Below are 26,301 nucleotides of genomic sequence, written 5' to 3'. Positions count from 1 at the left end.
AACATCCTCTTGTTCAGGGGGATGTTGCTTTTTTCATTTATAAGAAACTTGGAGGTTTTATCTGTTTATATTCTTTAGGATGTAATAGGTTCGCAAGCTTTAAGGCACCTTCGATCAGCCGTGGAGAGGGGCGGCAATACAGCCATTCTTCCATTACGTGAAGCTGTTTCATTTGAAAGGCATGTAGCTCTTTAGCATGTGGACGTTTTAATAAATTAGCAGGCTGTATACGCTCAAATGCTACACCTACCCAAGCCATCATAATGTAGTCGGGCTTTCGCTCAACGACATCTGCCCAATCCGTTTGAACACTGGCAAGATCTACATCCTGAAATAAATTAACCCCACCTGCAATAGCACTAATTTCCGTAAGCCAGTTTATTTTTCCTGGTGTAAAAATAGGATTGGGCCACCATTCCCAATAAAGAGTAGGTTTCTTTTGGATAGTCTGTGCAATGGAACGCATCTTTTCGATAGAATCCATGTATTGTTCGGCGATGGCCTGTGCATGTTTTTCCACATGACAAGCTCTTCCAAGTGTCAGAAGGTCCTGGGCAATCTCCTCTAGTGAGTTTGCATTAAAAATGATGTGGGGAATCTTTCTTTCTTTCAATGCTTCAATATTTCTTTCCATCCCAGGCACACTTAAGGAAGCTAGGACAAGATCAGGCTGTAATGCCTCTAGTGCATCCATATTAATCGATAAATCTGGTCCAAGCTGTGGTAAATCTTTAACCGTAGCTGGCCAATCAGAAAAATCATCGACACCAACGAGCTGGTCTGTCAGCCCTAAATAAGCGACTAATTCTGTATTGCTAGGACAAATTGAAATTAAACGCATATCGTTTTTCTCCTATTCTTTTTAAGAAAAGTATAGCGAGAGTTTCTAGTATAGACAATGTATGTATACTGAACCTATAAAAAAGTGGAGAAAACAAGCGTTTTCTCCATCTATTGTCATGATAGGCTTATATGAATTCCTCGATTAAGAAAGGACAACCGCTTCGAGTGACTCCTCTTTTTTCGCAAGAGGCCCCATTGCATTAGTAATGATTTGTTTAATATCCTCTAGTGTTGCTTTACGAGGGTTAGTCTCAGCACAAACATCCAGCATTGCATTTTTCGCTAAGATTTCGATATCCTCATCTTTTGCACCCAATTCACGGAAGCCGCTAGGAATATTTAAATCTTGTGATAGCTTTTCAATAGCTGTAATAGCCTTTTCAGCGGCATCACGCTTACTTAATCCTTCCACATTCTCTCCTAATAATTCAGCGATACGAGCAAAGCGCTCTGTACGTGCTGTTACATTGTAGCGGCAAACATGTGGCAATAAAATAGCATTGCACACGCCATGTGGTAAATTATAGTAGCCACCTAATTGATGAGCAATCGCATGCACGTAGCCAAGCGATGCATTATTAAAGGCCATTCCTGCTAAAAATTGAGCATACACCATTTGCTCACGCGCTTCTAAATCAGCACCGTTCGCATAAGCACGCGGTAAAAATTCAGGAACGAGTTGAAGTACCTTTTCAGCACATGCATCTGTAATTGGCGTAGCATTAGTAGAAACAAATGATTCAATCGCATGTGTTAATGCATCTACGCCAGTAGCCGCAGTTAGAGCAGGTGGTAAGCCAATCATAAGCTCGGGGTCATTAATGGATAATAACGGTGTTACATGTTTGTCAACAATGGCCATTTTCACTTTACGTGCTGTATCTGTAATAATTGTGAATCGAGTCATTTCACTTGCTGTCCCAGCAGTTGTATTGATCGCAATTAATGGCACCAATGGATTTTGTGATTTGTCAACGCCTTCATAGTCATGAATGCGTCCACCATTCGAAGCAATAAGTCCGATACCTTTTGCTGCATCGTGTGCGCTGCCTCCTCCAAGAGAAACAATGGAATCGCAGTTTTCAGCATGATATACTGCTACGCCATCTTCAATATTCTGATCTGTTGGATTTGGTTCTGCTTTAGGGAAAATTGCTACATCGATTCCAGCAGCTGTAATGATGTTTGCAATTTGTTCTGAGAGACCTAATTTGTGTAATCCCTCATCTGTTACGATTAATGTCTTTTTCACTTCTAAATCGTTTAAGCGTTTACCAACTTCTTGAATTGCTCCAGGTCCAAATAAGTTTGTTTTCGGCATAACAAATTGCTTTAGAACGTCTGACATATTTCCAACCCCTTTTTAAAAATTATTATTGCTTGAATGATGGTGAACCACCTTTCGGAATTCATCGTATTCTATTTTTTGTGAAAGTTCAACTCGTATTTTTATTAAAATTGTTCATTTTATTCATGTTATTATTTCACAAAAAAGTTAAGGTGTTGAAAGGGTGTTTAGAAAGTAGTTTTGTATAAGAATATTGAATTTAATGTGGTTTGAAAAATATTTTACTATGAAAGTAAAATATATTTTTTGGAAAATGGTTCTATTTTTATGAGTAGTTGAATAGTAAATAACTGATATTTTGTTTTTATTATTAAGGTAGTGATTATGTTATTTTGAAACTGTGTAATTACTATTTTAAAGTACATAAGATTGTCACAATATGAGAGGAGAAAAATTATTGCTCGTTATAATGAAATGCGTCTGCGCTAAAAAATAGTGACTTTATTTTGAAGAAATTTGTGGAAATAAAAGTTCTTGCATTAGATTAATTTTATAGTTAGAATGGTTAATAGTTAGATAATCTAATTAAAAGGTGATTCAATGACAAAACTTAAGAAAACGTACACGAATGAAGATGATTTACCAGTGTTAGGGGTAGAGCCATATATTGAACTGATTCAGGCGTCCTCTTCAAGTGAGACAAATCAAGAAGATGCAAAATTGGGATTAATGTTGTTATGGTTAAGTGATCATGTTTTAGATGTAACAGACAATGAGTTAGCTCCTTTTGGAATTACAGAAAGTAAATTGGACTTATTACTATTGCTGACACTACATGAAGAGAGACGTGCGACTCCGTCTGCTTTAGCTAAACGATTGGGAATTACGAGGGCATCAGCAACATCAATGCTGGATTGGCTAGAAAAGAGAAATCTTGTTGTACGGAATCATAGTAAAGAAGATCGGAGGAAGATCTATGTAAGTTTAACTGATGAAGGGCGTACTTTTATCGCTGAGGTTTTACCGACTTATTGGTCGTCATGTGCTTCTAATTTAATCGATTTGGAACCTGATGAACGAAAAGTATTCGAGAAATTAGTGAGTAAATTATTAAAATCTATACAAAGAAAACTAAAGGTGGAACGTTAAACTGTAGCTATATTGATACAGTTTAATTTTTAGTTGTTTAATTAGATTATCTAACTATAAGCTAATCAAACTAAAAGGGTGATTTATTTAATGAACATTGTAATTTCAGGAAATCGCGCAAATTATACTTTAATGACAACTATTCTAGCCTGGACAGGTATGGTGGTGATGTCGAGCCTCTATTTAACAATACCTCTTATTAGTTTATTCAGTGATTATTTTCATATTTCATTGTCTAAAGCAGGTTTTACATCAAGTGTTTTTTCACTTGGCTTTGCGCTAGGGTGTTTTTTCTATGGTGCAATATCAGAAAAATATGGACGTAAAAATGTCATCGTATTTGGGCTTTTTTCATTAAGTGTGATAACGTTACTTCTAGGTTTAGTTAATGATTTTTCTTTTATTCTTCTATTGAGAGGATTACAAGGGCTTGCGGCAGCTACATTTTCACCAGTAGCGCTTGCTTATACTCTTGAGGTTTTTCCAAATGATCGAAAAGTTGGGGCAGTTGGTTTTATTAGTACGGGATTTCTTGTAGCAGGTATAGTTGGTCAGGTATTTAGTGGATATGTAAGTGAACATAGTCATTGGCACGTCATCTTTTATGTGCTTGCTGTAGTGTATGCTATGACTGCTTTGTTAGTCGTGTGGATCTTACCGAAGGGAATCGTTCACAATGAAACCAAAAATATATGGGCTCCCTTGAAGAGAATCGGTATTATTTTCACCAATAGAAATTTGATATTTAGTTATATCATTGCATTTGTTTTATTAATGTCATTTGTCAGTATGTACATTATTTTGGGGGCATATTTAACGAGTGATTCCTTTGGTATGAAAAGTCAGAACCTCATTTACATTCGTGCCTTTGGGATAGTAGGAATGGTGATGTCACCATTTGCAGGGAAATTAGCAAAGCGTTTTAATGTACTATTTGTATTAAAATTGGCCTTATGTCTTTCGATTATCTCACTAACGGTGATGAGCTTTGTTTCAACAATAGCTGGTTTAACGATTATTAGTATTTTATTTGTCGGTGGGATTGCACTGGCGGTTCCTTCATTAGTAACACTTGTTAGTCAGTTAGGCTGGAATATGGGAGGGATTGCGGTCTCTATGTATACAGTCATTTTATTTGCTGGAACAAGTGTTGCACCATTCATATCTGTTTATTTGATACAATCTGGTAGCTTTGCTGTAGCCTTTCTTCTTCTAGCTATCACACTTAGTATCGGATTCGTTTCCGCACTAATGATTACAATTGGAAACAACAAAAGTGCAAATTGATTGTTTAGGGGTGTTAGGATGAAGCTCTAAGTAAAAATTATTATTACAATTATATGGTGAAGACAATAAAAAGGCCCTGAAACCTTGATATACAAGGGATTTCAGGGCTTTTGTTGTCATTAACGAGAGTAGTACTCTACGATGAATGATTCGTTGATTTCAGCTGATAATTCAGAACGCTCAGGAAGGCGAGTGAATGTACCTTCTTTTTTGTCAGCGTCGAATGTTAAGTAGTCAGGTACGAAGTTGTTTACTTCGATAGCTTCTGCTACAACAGCAAGGTTTTGAGATTTTTCACGAAGAGAAATCGTTTGACCTGGTTTTACGCTGTATGATGGGATATCAACGCGTTTGCCATCTACTAAAATGTGACCATGGTTAACTAATTGACGAGAACCACGACGAGTACGAGCTAAACCTAAACGGTAAACTAAGTTGTCAAGGCGAGTTTCAAGAAGGATCATGAAGTTTTCACCGTGAACACCTTTCATTTTACCAGCGCGGTCAAATAGTGTACGGAATTGACGTTCGTTCATACCATACATATGACGAAGTTTTTGCTTCTCTTGAAGTTGTAAACCGTATTCTGATAATTTTTTACGTTGGTTTGGACCGTGTTGACCTGGTGCGTAAGGGCGTTTTTCGATTTCTTTACCTGTACCGCTTAGTGAGATACCAAGACGACGTGATAATTTCCAAGATGGACCTGTATAACGAGACATATTGTTGTCTCCTCCTTTAAATTTGGTTTTTTTGTTGTAAAACAAAAACCAGTAGTACCCATTCTTACACGCATTTTATTTTCATGTATTTTCGCCTATGCAGCCGTTAGGTTACACAATACACCATCTAATTTCCGTTGCTAGAAGAATCTAAGTAGTTGTACATATGAAAATAGAGGAATAAAATACAGTTATAAGCTTATACCACTGCTGCGTTTATTTTACACAAACTCCATTGTAACTGCTCAGGACAAGGACGTCAATTATTAACATATAAAATTTCATCATGAGTTTTCATAGTAGGAAATTCCTTAAGACCTATTTCAAATGATGTGAAAATAGTTAATGATACGCTGTGTAATGTAAAATGTAAAAGTAAGGGATAATTACATAGTCAAAATGACACAAATTATGTATAATATATTATAAGTTAATAGTAATTGATTTGGACGTTATATAGAAAAGGTGATTTCATGACAGACCATTTACAAACGCTAAAATATATAAAATCTGATGTTTTGAGCTTTTGGGTGAGTTCTAATGAAGAACAAGCTAGTTTTAATGGGTATTTTTATTCATTAAAACAGTGTCTAAAGAAGCACTTGAAAATTGATAATGCAGCTTTTCTCAGCTTTGAAGGTAATTCATTAATACCTATTGAGGAGATGGCTTCATTAACAATTGAAACAAAGCTAAATGCTGTGTCATGGCTGATGATCGAAGCTAGTTTTTATCAACAAAAAGTAGTGAAAATTCCTTATATAATAAAAGCAAGACAGGCCTATTCAATGATGACAGATATGGTGCTTTTCCAAGCAGAGGGCAAACATCCCATTGGTGTATTACTTGTGGAGGCATCAGAGTCTTGGAATGACTTTATGACCTCGGATTATGGTGAAGAGTGTATAGAAATACTTTCGAAAGTTCTTCAAATGATGAGGGACAATTTAGATGTCAAAATAAACGAAGATCAATATAGAAAACTCTATAATATGACTGATTTATTTCATTCAACAATGGATATTGATTTAATTTTAGAAAATGTATTGAAAAATATAAGGGATAATTTCCCTGAGTTTAATGTAGAGCTTATATTATCGAATGATCAAGATCGACATACGACCATCGATATTAAGCTTTTTGATTATTTATCAGAAAGACCTGCTACAATTGAGGCTTTTGTATCAGGAGAGTTAACAACAGAACTAGCGAGTGATTTAAATTGTCGATTGTTAAATGCGCCGATAAAGGGCAGGCAAGCTATCTATGGCATCTTGCAAGTAAGTGCACCAACGACTTATCTTTTTTCAACGACTGAAAAAGACTTCGTACGAATGCTTGCACAAGCGTCAGGAAATGCACTTGAAAATGCAAAATTATATCATCAATCGCATCGTCTTGTAAGCGATTTACAACTCATCAATGAAACATCACATCGTTTAAATATGCGGATTGACATTCATGAAATGTTACTTTTCCTACAAAAGCAGTTACTGAAATCTTTTCAACCAATGGAAGTTTGTTTCGCATTTAAAAAAAATGATACGTTTGAAGTGACGGGCGCAAGTACATCTTTGTTCAATGCAGAAGAGGGGCAGACCTATATAAAACATGTTGAGCAGCATTTTGCTCAAACGAATGATCCACTGTTTATTGCCGATTTCAGTCGTTTAACAGCGAATCAAATTGAGTACCGTTCCATTATGGCGATCCCTATATTAATGGAAGAAAAGATCAATGGTTTTAGTATTGTCTTACATAAAGAGCCATATTTCTTTTCGTTCGATAGTTTTAAATTAATGCAATCGTTAATTCATCACTCCTCTTTAGCCATTGCTAATTCAATTTTACGAACACAACTTCAGGAAATGGTCGATTTGGATCATTTAACAAAACTATATGCACGCAGCTATCTCGATCAATTTGTAGAAAAGTCGCTTGAATACGACCAGTCTGGGATGTTCTTGTTAATTGATATTGATAATTTTAAGCGCATCAATGATACGTACGGTCACCAAGTAGGGGATAAAATTCTTGTGCAAATTGCACTCCAATTGAAAGAGACGATTGGTAGTCGTGGGATTTGTGCAAGATGGGGCGGAGAAGAGATGTCTGTTTATGTACCAAACATTAAGGAGCAGGAAGCATTAGAATTAGCATCCGCCATTGTGGAGGTTATTCCGAGTACTACAGATCCACAAGTAACTATTTCTGCGGGCCTCATAACATGGGATGAACGAGACCGACCAGCCTTCCAATCTGTTTTTTTACATGCTGATACAGCCTTATATGAAGCGAAAAATAGTGGGAAAAATCGTTTTTGTATTCATGACGGCTCTTATCAAACTAATGTATAGGCGAATAAGGCGAAATGTCTATGGCTGTACAAATAATTTGCCCTGAAATGACAATATAAAACATTTCAGGGCAATTTTTTAATATTTTATAAATGAAGAAGTAATGTTTGGACAAATTGTTCTAAGCCATTGCGGTCTTCCTCTGAAAAACGGCTCACAATGGGGCTATCAATGTCAAGGACACCAATGATCTTGCCTTGTTTTATCAATGGAATCACAATTTCGGACTGTGAAGCAGCATCACAGGCAATATGTCCTGGAAATTCGTGCACATCTTTGACAACAATCGTTTCTTTCGTTGCCACGGACGTTCCACAAACGCCACGACCAATGGGGATTCTCACGCAGGCTGGAAGACCTTGAAAGGGTCCGAGTACAAGCTCATTTTCTTGTAGGATATAAAAGCCAACCCAGTTAATGTCAGTTAAAAACTGATTTAAAAGTGCTGAGGCATTACTTAAATTGGCGATCAAATCTGTTTCGCCAGTCAGTAGTGCATCTAATTGTTTGGATAATGTCAGATATTGGCCAGCAATTGATCCTTCGTAATTAATTTTTGTAAACATATAAGCACCTCGTTTAAAAATTATTTATATTGGTAATATAACATTATGATGTTGATGTAAGTCCGTTGCGCTATGTGCATCCGAACCAAATACATATGGCAGTTCAATAGCTTGACTATACTTGATAAAAGTAAATGGAGGGTAAGGCTCCTGACAATATTGTTTGCTTAAACCAGCACTATTTATATCTAGCTCATAGCCTCCACATTTCATGCTGTCTAATACTTCTTTGATGCGTGAGGCATCATTGATTTTTTCATTATGCACTAGCTGAAATTTATGAACAAGAGATGGATGCCCAATCCGCTTCGGCTTGTATGGACCAAGATCGGCCTTAATGGATTGTAGGACAGTATCATAATATAAATCATAAACCTGTTTAACAGAGCCAACTTTTTTTGAAAAATCAATAAAGCACTCAGGAGAAAAGTCGATACATACAAAGGAATCTTGCCATTGCAAAAAATGGACAGACAAGATCGCATCATCTAAAAAATGTCCATATGTATCAAGGAATTGCCGAGTTTCTTGTTCAAAACCTTGGATATAGTCAACTTCTAACCCAATTCGGATGCGAATATCTTGTGCATACTGTTTTTGTAGGTGTTGCAATTCCTCAAAGTAGGGCATGAGATCATGTGGATTCATTCCGCTATCTTTTTGCGGGGTAGGATCGACAAAATTATTTGGTAATGGGGCATGTTCAGTAAAGGTGATATCAGTGAAATGGTGAGAAATTGCTTTTTCAATATATTGCACGAAAGAGTCTGAACTGCCATGTGGACAAAAAGGACTATGTATATGCCCATCACGTTTCATAATTTACCACTCCTTTAGCTCTATAGATGCGCTATTTAAGTATTTCACAATAGCGAAAATACAGTTTTCTGAAAAACACTTAAATTTTAGTACAAAAGGCGAAAACATAGTATATAATAAAGACAACTAGCCAATTCGTTTATTGTAGAATAGGAGGCTTACGATGGAGTATATCATCATTCCGATTATCCTACTATTAATTTTAGCCATAGTAGGATTTATGATGCGAAGAAAACATGTTGCAATCATTGCAAAACTTGAAAATGAAAAATTACAAATTCAACATAATCCTATAAATGAAGAAATTTCAAAAGTAAAATCTTTAAACATGAACGGTGAAACGGAAGAAATGTTTGAACGATGGCGCAATACTTGGGATGAGGTCATCGATGTACATATGACTAAAATTGATTCATTGCTATTTGATGCTGAGGATCAAATTAATCGACTTCGTTTTAAAAAAGCGACGTTTATAGAACGTGAAATTGAAGATTATATTGAGAAATGTGAACAAGATAAAGATAAAATTTTAGAAGAACTGAATGAATTAATTGGCAGCGAAGAAAAAAATCGAATTGAAATTGAACAATTAAAGGAATATTATCGCTCAGCAAGAAAGACTTTGCTTGCTCACCAACATTCATTTGGTGTAGCGTTACCTGCACTTGAGAAAAAGCTAGAAACATTTGTACAAAAGTTTGAAGAGTTTGATGTATTGACAAATGATGGGAATTATTTGCAAGCACGCGAAATTGTCATTAGTTTAAATCAAGAATCACAGCAGACCTTTGAATTTATTAATGATGTCCCAACCATTTTAACGGAATTACAAGTGAAGCTACCAGGAGCGGTTCAGGAATTGCGGAATGGTCAGCGTGAAATGGAAGATCAATCTTACTATTTACAGCATTTAGAATTGACTGAGGCATTAAATAAGTATGAAAAAGAGTTTGATGAATTAAAAAAAGACTTAGCAGCGCTTAATTTAACAGTAGTTAAACCTCGTGTGACAGAAATAAATGAAGAAATCGATCATTTTTATGATTTACTTGAAAAAGAGGTTATTGCTAAAAATTACGTTGATCAAAATTGTGAGCGTCTATTAAGCTCCATCACTAATGTTATTTCTTCAACAAAATTAGTGAATGATGAAGCGACCTATGTGCAACAAAGTTATCATTTGAACGAAAAGGATGCAGAAATTCCGAAAGCTGCATTAAAACAATTGGAAGCATTACAACGTCGCTACGACTTATTAGCTATGCGTGTGAGAGAAGAAAAATCGGCTTATTCTAGTTTACAGGAAGAATTAATCGAAATTAGTGAAGAGCTTGAACGAATTCATGAGGAGCAAGGACATTTATCAAATACAATGAAGAAACTTCGAATTGATGAAAATAAAGCCCGCGCTCAAGTTGAAAATTTAAAGAAAATATTACAAGATACAGATCGCTTATTGAACAAGGCCAATATCCCAGGAATCCCTGAGGAAATGGATGCACGTCTTGATGAGGCTGCAGAGCACATCTACATTGTTATGCAAAGCCTGCAAGAAGTACCATTAAATATGGGGACTGTTCATAATAATTTAAATGCTGCCACACTGTGCGTAGAGGATGTAAAAGTCAAAGCACATGAGTTAATAGAAAATGTTATGCTTATTGAACGTATTATTCAGTATGGAAATCGTCATCGTGCTTCGAATCCAACATTGAATGCGCGTTTAAAAGAAGCTGAAGAGGCATTCCATCAATTCCGTTATGCGAAAGCATTAGAAGAAGCAGGAACAGCTGTTGAAGAGATGGAGCCAGGTGCTTTAAAACGTATTCAAGAAATGGTTGCAGAAGAGTCTATGTCAAATTAATTCAAATAACTGTTAGCTGTCTAAAAAGTATAGCGATTACTTTTTAGACAGCTTTCTTTTTAAATAGAGGGAAAGGTATGATACGGTTGAAGCTGTCGCTACGAGAAATGAATGAGAAGTATGCGAGTGAAATTTTACAATGGCATTATGCAGCACCATACGATTTTTATAATAATGACTTATCAGATGAAACCTTACAAGAAATGCTCGAAAATCCCTACAATGCTATCTTTAATGAGCAGGAGGAGTTAATCGGCTATTATTGCACAGGAACAGCCGCACAAGTGCCGAAAGGACATGACATTGGGGCATATGCAGAATGCTATGTAGATATCGGCATCGGTATGAAGCCCAATCTAACTGGTCAAGGCTTAGGGACGGCATTTTTTTCGTTTATTGTCAAAACAATTCAACAAGAGCATCAACTACCGCTTCGTTTAACTGTGGCCCGATTTAATAAGAGAGCCATTCGTCTTTATGAAAAATTCGGCTTTGTCAAAGATAGTGAATTTAGTACACCAACAATCTTTATTACAATGTTGAAAAAAGTGTAATATACTATTTAAAATTTGAAGAATCGTGAAAGTTAGTGGTCAATCGCCAAAGATTGCGTTATGATAAATACCGTTAAATCAACGTTTTGAAAGTGTGTGAAAAGTGATGGTTAAGACAATTTATTTAGATAATAGTGCAACAACAAAACCTTTACCAGAGGTTATGCAGACATTTATGGTAGTGAATGAGCAGTATTATGCCAATCCTGCATCCATCCATGCCATGGGAGTTGAAGCAAATGATTTATTAATGCGTGCACGTGAGCAAGTAGCAGATATTTTGCAGACAGAGGCAAAAAATGTGCTATTTACTTCAGGTGGGACAGAGTCAAATAATGCAGCTATTTTTGGTATAGCACGTAGTAATACACATATAGGAAAGCATATTTTAACGACTGAAATAGAACATCCATCGGTTTTAGAAACAGTTAAACAGCTTACAAAAGAGGGCTATGAGGTTGACTATCTTCGAGTTGATCAACATGGAGTCATTTCTTTAGAGGAGCTGCGTGCTAAAATACGTAAAGATACAATTTTAGTCAGCATTATGCATGTGAATAATGAAATGGGTGCTATCCAGCCTATTAAGGAAGCAGCAGCAATGATTCATGAAATGAGTAGAGCAGCTCTTCATGTTGATGCTGTTCAAAGCTTTGGGAAATTAGCTGTGTCCTTTAATGGAGAAGAAGGTCCAGACAGTATTGCTATTTCTGGTCATAAAATTCATGGCTTTAAAGGCTCAGGTGTATTAGCCTTTCGTAAAAGCATGAGATGGCAGCCTTATGCACTTGGTGGAGGTCAGGAATTTGGTTTGAGAAGTGGTACTGTAGCGGTACCGCAAGCAGCTGCATTAGCAAAAGCGGCTCGATTAGCAGTAGAAACATTGAATGACCGTGCAATGAAATACCGTCAATGGCAAGATGAAATTCGTACGCAACTAAAAGGATACGGAGAGGCAGTGCATATTTTATCGACTCCACAAGGAGCTGCACATATTTTATCGTTCAGTGTTCGTGATTTAAAAGGGGAAGTCATTATTAATGCTATGCAAAAACGTGGCATCATCGTGTCAACATCAAGTGCTTGTTCATCGAAGCAAACGAAAACAAGCCATGTTGTCGAGGCTCTGCACCTCGATGAGCATTATAAAAAAGGTGTAATTCGTATGAGCTTTGGTGCGCATAACACAGCACAAGATATAGAAAAGTTTAAACAAGTACTAGCAGAAGTCATGCTGGAACTCAAAGGAGAAATTAAGTAATGATTTGGAAAGAAATTTTAATTCGATATGGTGAGCTTTCTACAAAAGGTCGCAACAAAATGGATTTTATCCGTCGCTTACGTGAAAATATTCGTCATGCTTTTGCCGATCTAGGACAACTGCATATTCGTACAGAGCGTGATCGTATGTTTATTGCTATAGAAAACGAAACACAAATGCAGGCGCTCGTAACAGGCTTACCTAAAATTTTTGGTATTCAATCTTTTAGCCCTGTGGCTGCATGTGAAAAAGATATAGAAAGTATGAAGAAACTTGCCATCACTATAATGGAGACATTTAAAGATGAGCAGCATACATTTAAAGTAGAAGTGAAACGTACCGATAAAACATTTCCTTTAGAATCTCATGCCACCCAACGTGAGATTGGTGGCTATGTTTTACCGCAATTTCAAAATTTATCAGTCAAAGTGAAGCAGCCTGATATTGAACTACGTGTAGAAGTTCGTCATGATGCAACATATATGATGGCACAAGTTATTCCTGGCGCAGGTGGAATGCCTGTAGGGTCTAATGGAAAATCTTTATTAATGTTGTCTGGTGGTATTGATAGCCCTGTTGCAGGTTATTTAATGATGAAGCGAGGCGTGCGATTAGAAGCGATTCACTTCTTTAGTCCACCATATACAAGCGAAAATTCATTAGAAAAAGTAAAGGTACTTGCCAATGAACTAACGAAATTTGGTGCTAGTATTCGTTTACATGTCATTCCATTTACTGAAATACAAGTTCTTATTAAAGAGAAAGTACCTTCTAATGTATCGATGACAACAACACGCCGTATGATGTTGAAAGTAGCTGATCAGGTGCGTGAGGAAATTGGGGCACTTGCCATTGTAACAGGTGAAAGTCTTGGGCAGGTAGCGAGTCAAACGCTTGAAAGTTTAACAGCGATTAATGCTGTAACGAATACACCTATTTTGCGTCCGTTAATTTCATCAGATAAACTTGAAATCATTGATATTGCAGAAAACATCGGCACATACGAAACATCTATTCAGCCATTTGAAGATTGCTGTACGATTTTTACACCTACAAGTCCAAAAACAAAGCCGAAGCTTGAAAAGGTCGAGCATTATGAAAGCTTCTCTGATTTTGATGAGCTAATCGAGCGAGCAGTAAAAAATCGAGAGGTCTATATTTTCCCTAAGAAAGAAGAGCAACAACAAGATAAGTTTGCAGAACTATTATAAGGTTTCAAAGCCGTCTCAAAGTCCATTTTGAGACGGCTTTTTTATATTAATGGCTAGATGCCATTAGAGGTACAATTTACCTTTAAAATTTTCGTATTAAAAATCGAATATCGCACATTCTATATTCACAAGGAGGTGAGACACATGACTTCAAACAACAACAGCAGTTCAAACAAGCTTGCAGTACCTGGTGTACAACAAGCACTAGATCAAATGAAATACGAAATTGCACAAGAATTTGGTGTTCAATTAGGAGCTGAAGCTTCAGCTCGTGCTAACGGTTCCGTTGGTGGTGAAATCACTAAACGTCTTGTACAAATGGCAGAATCTCAATTAAAAGGTATGCCAAACAACCAATAAATGCTGACTAAGCATTTATAAACTTAAAACCAGTGACCGTAAAAGGCACTGGTTTTAGTTTGTTTATAGATCATTTTTTTATGCGAGATAATGACGTAAATGTAGATACGGTGTGTGCAATATCTTGACTTTCACAGATAGCAGAAATAACGGCAACACCATCAGCACCTGCTTGAAAAACAGAATGTGCATTTGTACAAGTAATCCCACCAATCGCTACAATCGGTAATTCAGGATAAAGATGACAAGCTTGCTGTAAAAAATTTGTACCACATGGTGGTTGTGCATCACTTTTAGATGTTGTTGCAAAGATTGGACCAATTCCTACATAATCAGCATGATGGTCTATAGCTGTTTGTAATTCCTCCTGTGAATGTACAGAAACACCAAGTATCATGTTCCCGATTTTTTTACGTGCCATTTCAACATCTAAGTCATCTTGTCCAATATGAACGCCATCAGCACCAAGTCGCAAAGCAAGCTCTACATCATCGTTAACGACAAACGGTACATTATACTGCTGACAAAGTTTTTGACATTGGCGTGCAAATTGTTCATAGGCTAATCCAGTTAAGGCAAGAGATCCTTTCTCGCGAAATTGAAACATCGTAATGCCAGCTTGCAATGCCTTTTCGAGGAGATGGATGGGATTTTGTTGAAAAACATTGCCTGTTCCCATAATAAAATAAAGCTGTAAATCCTCACGTTTCATGAATGATTACCTCACAGGTTTCCTTATGCTGTTGATAAGCGAAATGATTTGTAGGTCCATGCCCGTTGCCTATGGATAAATCATGCATAATCGCTAATTGAATAAATTTTTTAGCTTCGATAATAGCCTCTTTCATCGCTAAACCCCGTCCAAGAAAAGCAGTGAGTGCTGCTGAAAATGTACAGCCAGTACCATGTGTATTTTTTGTTTGGATTCGTGGAGACTGCATCGAAAAAGATTGTCCATTTTTGAAAAATACATAATCAATGGCATAAAGTGGTTCTGCTAAATGCCCACCCTTTAGAATGACGCATTGTACACCTAGCTGTAAAAAGCTTTGAGCCACTTGTTTCATATCCTCAAAATGGCGAATGGTTCTCCCCGTGAGAGCCTCTGCTTCGGGTATATTTGGCGTAACAATCGTAGCTAGTGGTAGTAAAGATGAGCGTAACGCCTCAATAGCTTCTTGCTGTAATAAGCTTTCTCCACCTTTTGCAATCATTACGGGATCCACAATTAGTGGTATATTTAATTCACCGATCATGCGTGCGATGGCTTGGATAATACCAGAGGAATAAAGCATGCCTGTTTTCATTGCAGCAATCGGAAAATCTTCGACTAACGCTTGAAATTGTTTTTCCACAAACGAAATGTCAATGGGGAAAACACCTGTCACGCCTGTTGTATTTTGTGCAGTTAAAGCTGTAATAACGGAAGTGCCGAACACCTCTAATTCCTGAAATGTTTTTAAATCAGCCTGTATACCAGCACCGCCACCACTATCTGATCCAGCAATCGTCGTTACAATATGCATGATGCTTCACCATCCTTTGATAAACGATGTATAGCATTAAGCAAAGCTATTTGAAAATCACCGATATCTGCAGTGAATGCAGAAGCTAGTACCGCTGCCTTTTTATAGTAAGTGAGTGTTTCTGTTAATTGGTTGTATGGCTTGTTACCTGCGACATAGGCAGCACCACAAAGCGCACTAAGTAAACAGCCAGTACCAGTGACCTCTGTCATTTGTGGGTGGCCACCAGCTATCCACTGGCTATGCTCGCCATTTGTTATAAGATCACGTTCACCTGTTACAATAACGATACAATTATATCGTTGTGCCACTAGTAATGCTTCCGTCTCCAGTGACATGGAGCCATGACCACTATCTACACCTTTCTGTTGCCAATCTACATTGGCTATAGCCGCAAGCTCACCGATATTACAGCGAATTACGGCAAATTCTATGTTTTCAAGTAAGTATTGAACGGTTTCCTTGCGATAAGTTGTAGCCCCTGCCCCAACTGGATCTAATATAACTGGAATGCCAAGTGCATTAGCTTTTTTTCCTGCTAACAGCATGGCGTTTTTGGTGCGAGTATTGAGTGTCCCAATATTAATTAATAATGCTTGTGCCATTGCTACCATTTCCTCAACCTCTTGGCTATCGTCAGCCATAACGGGCGAAGCACCTAATGCTAATAAACCATTTGCTTGGAAATTTGCCACCACATAGTTTGTGATGCAATGAATAAGTGGTTGCTGTTGACGAATTGTTTGAAATATCATTTTGTTTTTGTCCTCCTTTGTGGATGGACGTAAGCATGCAAAAAAAGCTCTTTTTATGTAAAAATACACGAAAAAGAGCCTTTCATCTGAAAAAATCGATGTTTGTTGCTCCCTACGTCAGTATTAACTAACAGGTTCAAAGGGTCAGGTTTTACCTTCTCAACTCTTTCGAGTCCCCCTGCAATTTTGCTTTTAGTTGACCAAAATGTACCATACTTTTCATTTGTATTCAATAGCTAGTTTTCCTATCGACAAAACGTGACTGATGCCATATAGCTAGGTATGATAGTTGTCATGACTTTACCTAAATTAAGCGTAAACCATTGAAAATACTGAAAAAGGAGTTTTATAATGTGTCATAGCAAAAGGGGGCATTTGCCATGAAAAGACAAGATTTAGTTGCACCAGAATGGTATAACATAACAGAGGAAATTGAAAAATATGCTCAGGATGCAACGAAAAATGCTTTAATTATTTATGAAGAAAATCAAGCTGTACAATTTATTACATATGCACATTTGATGGAAAAAGCGAATCAAGCAGCACATGTTTTCACCTTACAAGGTTTAACGAAGGGTGATGTGATTTTAGTGATGGTACCACGCTCAGTGGAAGCATATATTGTTTATATTGCAGCATTAAAAGCAGGTTTAACCATCATTCCAAGCTCAGAAATGTTAAGAACAAAAGATATTGAGTATCGCATTCATCACGCCAATGCTAAAGGGGTTGTTGCCTATGAGCCCTATATTGAACAATTTGATGAAGTTGGAAATTTACAGGGTATACAGCAATTTGTTATAGGACAAGCACATGAGCCTTGGCAGCCTTTACTAGAAAAAATGCACCATCAACCTACAACTTACATAAATCCGACTCCGACAAAAAGTACTGATAATGCATTTTTAGCCTATACAAGCGGCACAACAGGTAACCCGAAGGCAGCGGTACATACACACAGCTGGGGCTATGCTCATTTACGAACAACAGCACCACATTGGTTAGGTGTACAAGAAAATGATATTGTTTGGGCAACAGCAGCACCTGGATGGCAAAAATGGATATGGAGTCCCTTTCTCGCTACATTAGGCAGTGGTGCTACTGCATTTGTTTACAAAGGTAAATTTGATGCGGCTTCCTATTTGGCACTGCTTGAAAAATTCAAAATCAATGTATTATGCTGTACACCAACTGAATATCGTTTTATGGCATCACTTGAAAATTTACACGCATATGATTTACATGCAATTCGCCAAGCTGTATCAGCAGGTGAACCATTAAATAGTGAGGTTATCAACGTATTTTCAGAAACATTCCATTTACAAGTGCGAGATGGCTATGGTCAAACGGAAAATACATTACTTGTTGGTACAATGGTAGGGATGGAGGCGCGAGTTGGCTCAATGGGAAAACCTACTCCTGGCAACACCGTTAATATTATTAACGATTTCGGCAATCCCGTTGCAGTGGGAGAGGTGGGTGATATTGCTGTTCATCGTGAAACACCAGCTCTCTTTAAAAAATATTTAAATGATCCTGAACGTACAAATTTACAATTCCGTGGTGATTGGTATATAACAGGAGATCGTGCCTACAAAGATGAAGATGGCTACTTTTGGTTTGAGGGTCGAGGAGATGATGTCATTATCTCCTCTGGTTATACAATTGGTCCCTTTGAAGTAGAGGATGCTTTGATGAAGCATCCAACTGTGAAAGAAGCTGCTGTCATTGCCAGTCCAGATAAAGTTCGAGGAAATATTGTAAAGGCATTTATTGTTCTTCGTAATGGTGAAATTGGTGATGAAACACTTATTCAAACACTTCAAAGTCATGTGAAATCATTGACTGCCCCATATAAATATCCACGTGCTATTGAATTTGTCGAAGAGCTACCCAAAACATCCTCTGGAAAAATTCGACGAGTTGAATTACGACAGCAAGAAACAAAGCAATGCCATTCATCATCATTTCCTAGGAAATAATGTCGAAAATCAAAGTTCATGCAAAGGTATGGACTTTGATTTTTTTTATTTTTTTAGGTAAGGTAATATGAGGAAATAAATAGCAACAAGCTTTTTGCATATTATTGCAAAAAAATGAAACAAATAAGCAAGTCATTCGTATTACGTGTTGAGGAGGCGGAAAGACATGAATGTAAAAAGGTGGGTTGCTTTAGTAGTCGCAGGTGTTCTTTTACTATTTTCATTAGGAATTAACACCATTTTTGCCCTATTTAAAGCAGATTTCCTAGGTAATTTTGATAGTTTGATGGCTGGGAATAATTTAGATGTATATGAAAATGTCATTGAAGGGGACAATTTTGATAAGCGAATTGCTTATTTAAAGGTAGATGGAGCGATTCAAGATATCGGCTCAAGTACATTATGGCAACCAGTTGCCTATGATCATACATTTTTCTTAGAGCAATTGGATAATATTTTGTATGATGATTCGATACAGGGCGTTGTTTTAAGCGTCAATTCTCCAGGTGGTGGTGTGAAAGAATCTGCAGAAATCTATAAAAAGCTGCTAAAAATTAAAGAAGAACGACAAATTCCAATTTATGTATCGATGGATTCGATGGCAGCATCAGGTGGTTATTATATTTCAGCACCTGCAGATAAAATCTTTGCCCATCGTGATACAATAACAGGCTCAATTGGCGTCATTATGCAATCCATTAACTACCAAGCATTGGCTGAAAAAGTAGGTGTTAAATTTGAAACGTTTAAATCAGGGGAGCATAAGGATATGCTAAGCCCAATGCGTGAAGTGACACCAGAAGAACGTGCAATGATGCAGGATATGATTAATGAAACGTATGAAGAATTTGTAGACATTGTAGAGCAGGGACGTAATATGTCTGAAGCAGAAGTGAAGAAGGTTGCAGATGGTCGTATTCTTGGTGGCACAAAAGCGCTTGAAGCAGGTTTAATCGATGAAATTGGTGATGAAGAAGCAGCCATCGCTGCTCTACGTGCAGATTATGGACTGGAAGATGCTGCTTTATTTGAGTATGCGTACGATATGGGAGGCTGGCAATCATACGTTGGGATGAAAATTGGCTCCATGTTTGGTCCATCTGCAGAAGAAAAAATGCTAATGAAAATTATGACCGACTACAGTGCACCGAAAATGATGTATTTATACGGGGAATACTAAGGAGGGAGTACAATGACAAACAATGAATTTGTTATGCAAGGTTCACCCTCTATGGAAAATGGCTTTCTTATGAACGCTCCAGATGAGTCAATAAAGCATAAAAACTATGCTTTAAAAACGGCTGGTTTTTGGATTCGGTTTTGGGCATTTTTATTAGATGGATTCATTATTTCTGCTGTAGTTGGAATACTTATCAATCCTATCTTTTATCTAATGGATTGGTCCTTATCAGAATCTGTTTGGTATGCACCGATTTCAATCATCACAGCGATCCTCTATTATAGCTATTTTGTACTGATGACAAAGTTCTTTGGGCAAACACTTGGAAAAATGGTTTTTGGCTTACGTGTTATTTCATTAAAGCATGATAAGCTTACTTGGTCAGATGTGTTATTCCGTGATTGGATTGGCCGCATTATCAATAATATTTTTATGCCTTTGTATATTTTGGTAGTCATTTTACCAGAAAATCAAGGGTTACATGATTATTTTGCAGATACAGCAGTGGTGCACGAAAAAGTCTTTGTTGAAAAGGATCCAGCACCAGCCGCTTTGCCAAAACAGCAAGAGCAGATAGAAACGACTGTGCAAGAGGAAAAAATAGAACTAGCCAAGCTAGAGGAAAAAAATGAACAATAAACAAAAGGCTGTCTCCTAATTCGAGACAGTCTTTCCTATTTCTAAGCTAGTTCTTCTAAAGTAAGCTATCTTAGTTGCAATTAATTCCCTTCATTTAGTAATATTATGTACATATGAAATAAGGAGGCGTTTATATGGCACAAGTAACATTTAAAAATGGTCCAGTAACACTAGTAGGAAATGAAGTAAAGGTGGGCGATCAAGCTCCAAATTTTACGGTATTAGCGAATGACCTATCACCTGTAACATTAAATGATTCAGAAGGCAAAATTCGTCTATTTAGTGTTGTACCATCATTAGATACTGGTGTATGTGATGCACAAACACGCCGTTTTAATGAAGAAGCAGCTAACCTGGGTGACAATGTAGTTATTTATACAGTATCTGTCGATCTTCCATTCGCTCAAAAGCGTTGGTGTGGTGCAGCAGGTATTGATGCAGTGCAAACTGTATCAGATCACCGCGATCTTTCATTTGGTGAAGCGTATGGCGTGTACATTCAAGAATTACGTCTTCTGACACGTGCAGTATTCGTTGTGGATGCAAATAATAAAGTAACATATGTTGAATATGTACCTGAAGCTACAGATCATCCAAACTATGAAGCGGCCATTGCAGCTGTTAAAGCACTAGCATAATGAGCTGCTTTTAGGCTAAGATAATACTAGACAAAGGGGCTGTGACGAGAGTTTGTCACGGCTCTTTTCTGCGTGAAAGGAAGTTTAAATATGGAAAATATCGAGAAATTATTTGGTCTGCTAAATGAGCATGCTGAAAAGATCGAAAAAGAACAAGATTTAACATTGTTAGAAGGGTTGCTAGATGGTCTCGAGGCATGGCTTGATGGCGAAGTGAATTTTTCACAAAAGGATGCAACAAAAGAGGATATTCGCAAAGCTATTCAAATCGCTATTTTAAAAGGAATGCGCAAAGGGTCGCAGCCAAACCATCAAATGACACCTGATACGTTAGGGTTACTAGTTGGCTATTTTGTGGAGCAAATATTTGAAGAGCGCCTTGCAAACGAAAAAATGTCAATTATGGACCCAGCCGTAGGTACGGGGAATTTACTACTAACAGTCATGAATTTATTAGATGGAAAAGTGGAAGCGACAGGCGTAGAGGTTGACGAGCTATTAATTCGTCTTGCTGCTGCTACTGCTGATTTAACAGAACAGCCTATTTCCTTATACCGTCAAGATGCCTTAGAAGATTTATTGGTAAACCCAGTGGATGCCGTTGTTTGTGATTTACCTGTAGGCTATTATCCTAATGAAGAAGTAGCACTCGATTATGAATTATGCGCAGCAGAGGGGATGAGTTATGCTCATCATCTATTCATTGAGCAATCGATGAATTATACAAAGGATGGCGGCTATTTATTTTTCCTTGCACCATCACATCTTTTTGACTCCGAGCAATCTAAGCAACTACACAAGTACATTCAAAAGCATGCTTGGATTCAAGCCATTATTCAATTACCTGAGGCTATGTTTGCCAATAAGGCATTAGAAAAAAGTATTGTGATTTTGCAAAAGCAAGCAAAGGAATTGAAAGCACCTAAAGAGGTACTATTAGCAAAAGTACCGAATATGCAGAATAAGCAAGCTCTTGCGCTGTTCTTTGAAAAAGTGAAGATGTGGAAAGAGGGCAAATAATTGCTCTGGAAGCCGACATAAGTAAAAAGATGATGTTACTACTAGCAGAAAAAGACCTTTTGGTAAGGTGAGGGTGATTTCTGTTGGACCAGCGTCCTTTAGAATGAAAAGCCTTTTTCACCCTTCATAGAAATTCTAGTGATCGTTTTGTTTTTCAACACAATGTAAAAAGGTATCCTATGGAAGGATACCTTTTTATGTATTGCGAATTAGTTTTCTGGTGTACGGATAACAAGTACGTCACATTTAGCTGAACGTACAATTGCTTCAGATACTGAACCGATTAGGAAGCGTTCAACTGCATTTAGACCAGTTGCACCACAAATGATTAGATCTGCGTCTACGACTTTAGAAAGCTCTTTTGTAATGATATTTTTAGGAGAGCCGTACTCAATGATAAGATTAACGTTTGTTAAGCCTTCATCTTCAGCTTGTTTTTTGTAACCATTTAATAGCTCTTCAGAGAATGCTTGAGCACGTTCTGCAATGGAACGGTCATATGCTTCGATTGCAGCGAATGAACGTGTATCAATAACATTTACTAGATTTAAGACAGCACCTTCGTTTCGTTTTGCAACATCAATTGACTTACGAAATGCATATTCAGCTTCTTTTGAGCCGTCTACTGCAACAACAATGCTTTTATAATGATTAGCCATTTTGAAAAACCTCCCTGATTTGTATATGTTGATTATACCAAATGATTTTCTAAAGGAAATACTTTCCGAAAGAAAAATATGAAAAAGTGAAGACATTTCATTTCAAAATGTCAATTATATACACTTACTTAATTCCCACTATTTACAGCGTGTAAACGCCTTTTGATCGGTAGAACTTGTGGAAGTATTTACTTCGTTAGCAACTGTTATAGCCGTCTTTTTAGTTTTCAAATATAATAATTTATACCATTATTCATCGTTTAAATATTTAGTATTTTATAAATGTTAGAAATTTTATTTGTATTTGCTTTAGTTAAAGCTTTTTTTGCATTTGTTTGGTAATATGGAATGGCAAGGGGTGCATCAATTCTTAGTTACATAATAATGATGCTTATTTTTTATGCTATGGAAGGGGATAGGAAACAATGAAGATTGGTATTCCAAAGGAAATTAAAAACAATGAGAATCGTGTAGCCATGACACCAGCAGGAGTTGTAACTTTAACACACGCAGGTCATGAGGTATACATTGAAACTGGAGCAGGCTTAGGGTCAAGCTTTACGGATGCTGATTACATTGCAGCAGGAGCTCATATTGTTCAAACTGCTAAAGAAGCATGGTCACAAGAAATGATCATGAAGGTAAAAGAACCTGTAGCTTCTGAATATGATTATTTCTATGAAGGTCAAATTTTATTTACGTATTTACACTTAGCGCCAGAGGTTGAACTAACTCAGGCACTTTTAAATAAAAAGGTTGTAGGTATTGCCTACGAAACAGTGCAATTAGCAAACGGTTCATTACCATTGTTAACGCCTATGAGTGAAGTAGCTGGTAAAATGGCTACGCAAATCGGTGCACAGTTCTTAGAAAGAAACCATGCTGGTAAAGGTATTTTATTAGGTGGCGTTTCAGGTGTGCAGCGTGGCAAGGTGACAATAATCGGTGGTGGTATCGCAGGAACAAATGCTGCAAAAATCGCTGTTGGCATGGGTGCGGATGTGACAGTAATCGATTTAAGCCCAGAACGTTTACGTCAATTAGAAGATCTGTTTGGTCGTGATGTTCAAACATTAATTTCAAATCCTTATAATATTGCAGAATCAGTGAAAGATTCAGATTTAGTCATTGGTGCGGTGTTAATACCAGGCGCAAAAGCACCGAAACTTGTTTCTGAAGAAATGATTCAGTCAATGCAAGCTGGCTCTGTTGTAGTCGATATTGCGATTGACCAAGGCGGTATTTTTGCTTCGTCTGATCGTGTGACAACTCATGATGACCCAACATACGTGAAACATGGCGTAGTACATTATGCAGTAGCAAATATGCCAGGAGCAGTACCGCGCACATCAACAATTGCTTTAACAAATAATACAATTCCATATGCACTTCAAATTGCAAACAAAGGCTATAAACAAGCTTGCCTAGATAATGCGGCACTGAAAAAAGGTGTGAATACATTAGATGGACAACTAGTCTATAAAGCAGTGGCAGATTCACAAGGTCTTCCATTTGTCGAAGTGGATGAGTTAATTCAATAAATCAAAAAAGGAAGCACTACACTAGTTGCTTCCTTTTTTGTGTGTAATTATAGAACAATTAAATCTTTCGGGAATTTTGTTAATACTTCAACGCCATCTTTCGTTACAACTACATCATCCTCAATGCGTACGCCTGTCACATCTGATTTATAAATCCCTGGCTCAATTGTAAAGACCATGCCTTCTTCCATCGTCATTTCATTTGCACCTGTAACGGATGGGAATTCATGCACAGAAATTCCAAGGCCATGACCAAGACGGTGAGTGAAATATTCACCATAGCCAGCTTCTGTGATAGTATCACGTGCAATTTTATCTAAGTCCATCGCACGAATACCTGGTTTTACAGCTGCGACAGCATTTGTATTGGCAGCTAAAACAGCGTGATAAATTTCCTTCTGTGCTTCACTAGGCTCCCCAAAGGCAACAGTACGCGTAATATCTGAGCAATAGCCATCGTAAATAACCCCAAGGTCAAATAATACCATATCCCCTTTTTCAATTTTACGTGCACCTGGCTTGCCGTGAGGAGAGGCCGTTTTTGGACCACTTAATACCATTGTTTCAAAGGACATTTTGCAACCTTTATCTTGAATAGCACTTTCAATCGCTGTTAGAATTTCCATTTCTGTTTTCCCTTCAGCGATCTCCTTACAACCGATTTCAATTGCATAGTCTGCTAGCTCCGCAGCTTTACGTAATTTTTCTAATTCAGTCTCATCTTTGATGACGCGCATAGCATTAATCTTTTCATCAAGGCGAACAAAGTTAGCCTGTGGGAATGATTGCTGTAAAGCTTCTAAACGCTCGACGATTAGTTGCGATTTTTCAATAGCAAACGTAGTCGGATTAACTTGGTGTGAAATGATTGCTTGCGCAAGAACGTCCATTGAGTTTTCAGTATCCTGATGGCCGATTACCTCATAAGACCAACCTGCTGCCTTCGCATCTGGAATCTCCATTTGTGGACAAATTAGAAAAGGCTCGGCATCTTTAAAAATCATGACTCCTAGTAATCTTTCATGTGGATCACTTTTAAAGCCTGAAACGTAAAAAACATTGTCAGGTGTTGTTACAAATGCTGCATCGATGTGATGTTGCTGTAAATAACTTTGGATTTCTTCGACCTTTGACATCAATATGTCCTCCTTTTAGTACATGGGAAATTTTACGTAAAAAAGCGTCGACTCTATAAAGCAATGTCGATGTTCCTTTTCTAGTACTGAATAATTGTGCGCTAACAGGGTATAAGGCTGTTAGAGAACACTACGATTATTCTCTGTACAAGCATATCAAAAAAAGGGAAAAAGCGCATGAGTAGCGAATTAAAATGATGAACTGTAATTTGGTTTTCGAGGAGGATTTTAAAATGGAAATTAGTTATCATGGACATTCAGTTGTCAAAATTCAAACAAACGGGAAAACAATTTTAATTGACCCTTTTATTAATGGCAATGGGCAAACAGACTTAACGGTGGCAGAAGAAGCACCAGATATTATTGTACTTACACATGGGCATAATGATCATGTTGGGGACACAGTGGAGCTAGCGAAGAAAAAAGATGCGTTAGTCATTGCTCCAAATGAATTAGCTAATTGGATCTCTTGGCAAGGTGTAAAAGCACATCCAATGCATATTGGTGGTGCTAAGGAGTTTGACTTTGGTAAGGTGAAGTTTACACAAGCCTTTCACGGTTCATCTTATGTAACAGAAAATAATGAAATAATTTATATGGGTATGCCGGCAGGGGTTTTATTATTTGTTGAGGGATTAACGATTTATCATGCAGGTGATACAGCTCTATTTAGTGATATGAAATTAATTGGCGAACGACACCCTATTGATATTGCATTTTTACCGATTGGGGATAATTTTACAATGGGACCAGAGGATGCAGCTTGCGCGGTTTCATTCTTAAAGCCGAAAATTGTCGTACCAATTCATTACAATACATTCCCACCAATCGAGCAGGATCCACAAATTTTTGCAGATTTAGTGCAAAATACAGAGGTTCAAATTTTGAAAGCTGGCGAAAAAGTAAACTGTTTCTAATCGTTGATAGGGCTGTACTATATGAAT

The 26,301-nt window shown here is 37.3% G+C and carries 25 protein-coding genes and 1 riboswitch; of the genes, 15 read left to right on the top strand and 10 right to left on the bottom strand.

Annotated elements, in window-relative coordinates:
* Positions 1-37: 37 nt before the first annotated feature.
* Together CRI88_RS08510 and CRI88_RS08505 are read right to left on the bottom strand one after the other, a co-directional pair.
* Complete coding sequence (locus CRI88_RS08510; RefSeq protein WP_058843402.1) at positions 38-841, bottom strand: cobalamin-binding protein; 804 nt, start codon at positions 839-841, stop codon at positions 38-40.
* Positions 842-985: 144 nt separating this feature from the next.
* A complete protein-coding gene (locus CRI88_RS08505; protein ID WP_058843401.1) occupies positions 986-2,191 on the bottom strand; it encodes an iron-containing alcohol dehydrogenase in 1,206 nt (401 codons plus the stop codon).
* Between the two features lie 540 nt (positions 2,192-2,731).
* Between CRI88_RS08505 and CRI88_RS08500 the strand changes: the two genes are divergently transcribed.
* Entirely contained in the window at positions 2,732-3,280 is a 549-nt protein-coding gene (locus CRI88_RS08500) for a MarR family winged helix-turn-helix transcriptional regulator (RefSeq protein WP_058843400.1), read from the top strand.
* Positions 3,281-3,370: 90 nt separating this feature from the next.
* Complete coding sequence (locus CRI88_RS08495; RefSeq protein WP_058843399.1) at positions 3,371-4,567, top strand: MFS transporter; 1,197 nt, start codon at positions 3,371-3,373, stop codon at positions 4,565-4,567.
* Positions 4,568-4,686: 119 nt separating this feature from the next.
* On the opposite strand, the gene rpsD is transcribed toward CRI88_RS08495, so the two are convergent.
* The gene (gene rpsD, locus CRI88_RS08490; RefSeq protein WP_036118865.1) at positions 4,687-5,289 is read right to left on the bottom strand and encodes a 30S ribosomal protein S4; all 603 of its coding nucleotides are present in this window, start codon (positions 5,287-5,289) and stop codon (positions 4,687-4,689) included.
* A gap of 473 nt (positions 5,290-5,762) precedes the next feature.
* Between rpsD and CRI88_RS08485 the strand changes: the two genes are divergently transcribed.
* The gene (locus tag CRI88_RS08485) at positions 5,763-7,646 is read left to right on the top strand and encodes a sensor domain-containing diguanylate cyclase (RefSeq protein WP_036118866.1); all 1,884 of its coding nucleotides are present in this window, start codon (positions 5,763-5,765) and stop codon (positions 7,644-7,646) included.
* Between the two features lie 86 nt (positions 7,647-7,732).
* Here CRI88_RS08485 and CRI88_RS08480 read toward each other — a convergent pair whose 3' ends face one another.
* Together CRI88_RS08480 and hisJ are read right to left on the bottom strand one after the other, a co-directional pair.
* Positions 7,733-8,212 (bottom strand): GAF domain-containing protein, encoded by a 480-nt coding sequence (locus CRI88_RS08480; RefSeq protein WP_036118867.1) that lies wholly within the window; start codon positions 8,210-8,212, stop codon positions 7,733-7,735.
* A gap of 24 nt (positions 8,213-8,236) precedes the next feature.
* Positions 8,237-9,031, bottom strand: a complete 795-nt coding sequence (gene hisJ, locus CRI88_RS08475) for a histidinol-phosphatase HisJ (protein ID WP_058843398.1) — start codon at positions 9,029-9,031, stop codon at positions 8,237-8,239.
* A gap of 163 nt (positions 9,032-9,194) precedes the next feature.
* Between hisJ and ezrA the strand changes: the two genes are divergently transcribed.
* The 5 genes from ezrA to CRI88_RS08450 all read left to right on the top strand — a co-directional run bounded on the left by ezrA (position 9,195) and on the right by CRI88_RS08450 (position 14,281).
* Positions 9,195-10,895: a septation ring formation regulator EzrA gene (ezrA, locus tag CRI88_RS08470; protein WP_036118869.1), complete on the top strand. Its 1,701-nt coding sequence runs from the start codon at positions 9,195-9,197 to the stop codon at positions 10,893-10,895.
* An 86-nt stretch (positions 10,896-10,981) separates the two neighbouring features.
* Positions 10,982-11,449, top strand: coding sequence for a GNAT family N-acetyltransferase (locus CRI88_RS08465; protein WP_058843411.1), 468 nt, complete (start codon positions 10,982-10,984; stop codon positions 11,447-11,449).
* Positions 11,450-11,555: 106 nt separating this feature from the next.
* Positions 11,556-12,710, top strand: a complete 1,155-nt coding sequence (locus CRI88_RS08460) for a cysteine desulfurase family protein (RefSeq protein WP_058843397.1) — start codon at positions 11,556-11,558, stop codon at positions 12,708-12,710.
* Positions 12,710-13,921: a tRNA uracil 4-sulfurtransferase ThiI gene (thiI, locus tag CRI88_RS08455; RefSeq protein WP_058843396.1), complete on the top strand. Its 1,212-nt coding sequence runs from the start codon at positions 12,710-12,712 to the stop codon at positions 13,919-13,921. The genes CRI88_RS08460 and thiI overlap by 1 nt, the downstream gene beginning before the upstream one ends.
* A 144-nt stretch (positions 13,922-14,065) precedes the next feature.
* Entirely contained in the window at positions 14,066-14,281 is a 216-nt protein-coding gene (locus CRI88_RS08450; protein WP_058843395.1) for an alpha/beta-type small acid-soluble spore protein, read from the top strand.
* Between the two features lie 70 nt (positions 14,282-14,351).
* Here CRI88_RS08450 and thiE read toward each other — a convergent pair whose 3' ends face one another.
* Genes thiE through thiM form a run of 3 tightly spaced genes read right to left on the bottom strand, consistent with a single transcriptional unit; the run spans position 14,352 to position 16,562 of the window.
* Positions 14,352-14,993: a thiamine phosphate synthase gene (gene thiE / locus CRI88_RS08445; RefSeq protein WP_058843394.1), complete on the bottom strand. Its 642-nt coding sequence runs from the start codon at positions 14,991-14,993 to the stop codon at positions 14,352-14,354.
* Entirely contained in the window at positions 14,983-15,807 is an 825-nt protein-coding gene (gene thiD, locus CRI88_RS08440; protein ID WP_058843393.1) for a bifunctional hydroxymethylpyrimidine kinase/phosphomethylpyrimidine kinase, read from the bottom strand. The genes thiE and thiD overlap by 11 nt, the downstream gene beginning before the upstream one ends.
* The gene (thiM, locus tag CRI88_RS08435; RefSeq protein ID WP_058843392.1) at positions 15,795-16,562 is read right to left on the bottom strand and encodes a hydroxyethylthiazole kinase; all 768 of its coding nucleotides are present in this window, start codon (positions 16,560-16,562) and stop codon (positions 15,795-15,797) included. Before thiM ends, thiD begins: the two co-directional genes overlap by 13 nt.
* A gap of 92 nt (positions 16,563-16,654) precedes the next feature.
* A riboswitch (TPP riboswitch) is annotated at positions 16,655-16,752 on the bottom strand.
* Positions 16,753-16,942: 190 nt separating this feature from the next.
* Between thiM and mbcS the strand changes: the two genes are divergently transcribed.
* The 5 genes from mbcS (at position 16,943) to CRI88_RS08410 (ending at position 22,021) form a co-directional block, all read left to right on the top strand.
* Positions 16,943-18,544, top strand: coding sequence for an acyl-CoA synthetase MbcS (gene mbcS / locus CRI88_RS08430; protein ID WP_058843390.1), 1,602 nt, complete (start codon positions 16,943-16,945; stop codon positions 18,542-18,544).
* Between the two features lie 166 nt (positions 18,545-18,710).
* Complete coding sequence (gene sppA, locus CRI88_RS08425; RefSeq protein WP_036118896.1) at positions 18,711-19,724, top strand: signal peptide peptidase SppA; 1,014 nt, start codon at positions 18,711-18,713, stop codon at positions 19,722-19,724.
* A 12-nt stretch (positions 19,725-19,736) separates the two neighbouring features.
* The gene (locus CRI88_RS08420; RefSeq protein ID WP_036118898.1) at positions 19,737-20,363 is read left to right on the top strand and encodes an RDD family protein; all 627 of its coding nucleotides are present in this window, start codon (positions 19,737-19,739) and stop codon (positions 20,361-20,363) included.
* A 134-nt stretch (positions 20,364-20,497) separates the two neighbouring features.
* Positions 20,498-21,001, top strand: a complete 504-nt coding sequence (tpx, locus tag CRI88_RS08415; RefSeq protein WP_058843389.1) for a thiol peroxidase — start codon at positions 20,498-20,500, stop codon at positions 20,999-21,001.
* Positions 21,002-21,091: 90 nt separating this feature from the next.
* Positions 21,092-22,021 carry a class I SAM-dependent methyltransferase gene (locus CRI88_RS08410; RefSeq protein ID WP_036118900.1) on the top strand — a complete coding sequence of 310 codons (930 nt, stop codon included), beginning with the start codon at positions 21,092-21,094 and terminating at the stop codon, positions 22,019-22,021.
* A gap of 209 nt (positions 22,022-22,230) precedes the next feature.
* Here CRI88_RS08410 and CRI88_RS08405 read toward each other — a convergent pair whose 3' ends face one another.
* Positions 22,231-22,680, bottom strand: coding sequence for a universal stress protein (locus CRI88_RS08405; RefSeq protein ID WP_036118901.1), 450 nt, complete (start codon positions 22,678-22,680; stop codon positions 22,231-22,233).
* 425 nt (positions 22,681-23,105) lie between these two features.
* On the opposite strand from CRI88_RS08405, the gene ald reads away from it, so the two are divergent.
* Positions 23,106-24,221 (top strand): alanine dehydrogenase, encoded by a 1,116-nt coding sequence (gene ald, locus CRI88_RS08400; protein WP_036118902.1) that lies wholly within the window; start codon positions 23,106-23,108, stop codon positions 24,219-24,221.
* A gap of 47 nt (positions 24,222-24,268) precedes the next feature.
* Here the strand turns inward: ald and CRI88_RS08395 are convergent, their stop codons facing one another.
* Complete coding sequence (locus CRI88_RS08395; RefSeq protein ID WP_058843388.1) at positions 24,269-25,357, bottom strand: M24 family metallopeptidase; 1,089 nt, start codon at positions 25,355-25,357, stop codon at positions 24,269-24,271.
* A gap of 233 nt (positions 25,358-25,590) precedes the next feature.
* On the opposite strand from CRI88_RS08395, the gene CRI88_RS08390 reads away from it, so the two are divergent.
* Positions 25,591-26,274 carry a metal-dependent hydrolase gene (locus CRI88_RS08390; RefSeq protein WP_036118905.1) on the top strand — a complete coding sequence of 228 codons (684 nt, stop codon included), beginning with the start codon at positions 25,591-25,593 and terminating at the stop codon, positions 26,272-26,274.
* Positions 26,275-26,301 lie beyond the last annotated feature (27 nt).

The organism is Lysinibacillus fusiformis (genome assembly GCF_002845985.1).
Lineage (GTDB): Bacteria > Bacillota > Bacilli > Bacillales_A > Planococcaceae > Lysinibacillus > Lysinibacillus fusiformis_D.
Note: the sequence above shows the minus strand (reverse complement) of the source record. Positions and strands in the feature narration are given on the sequence as shown.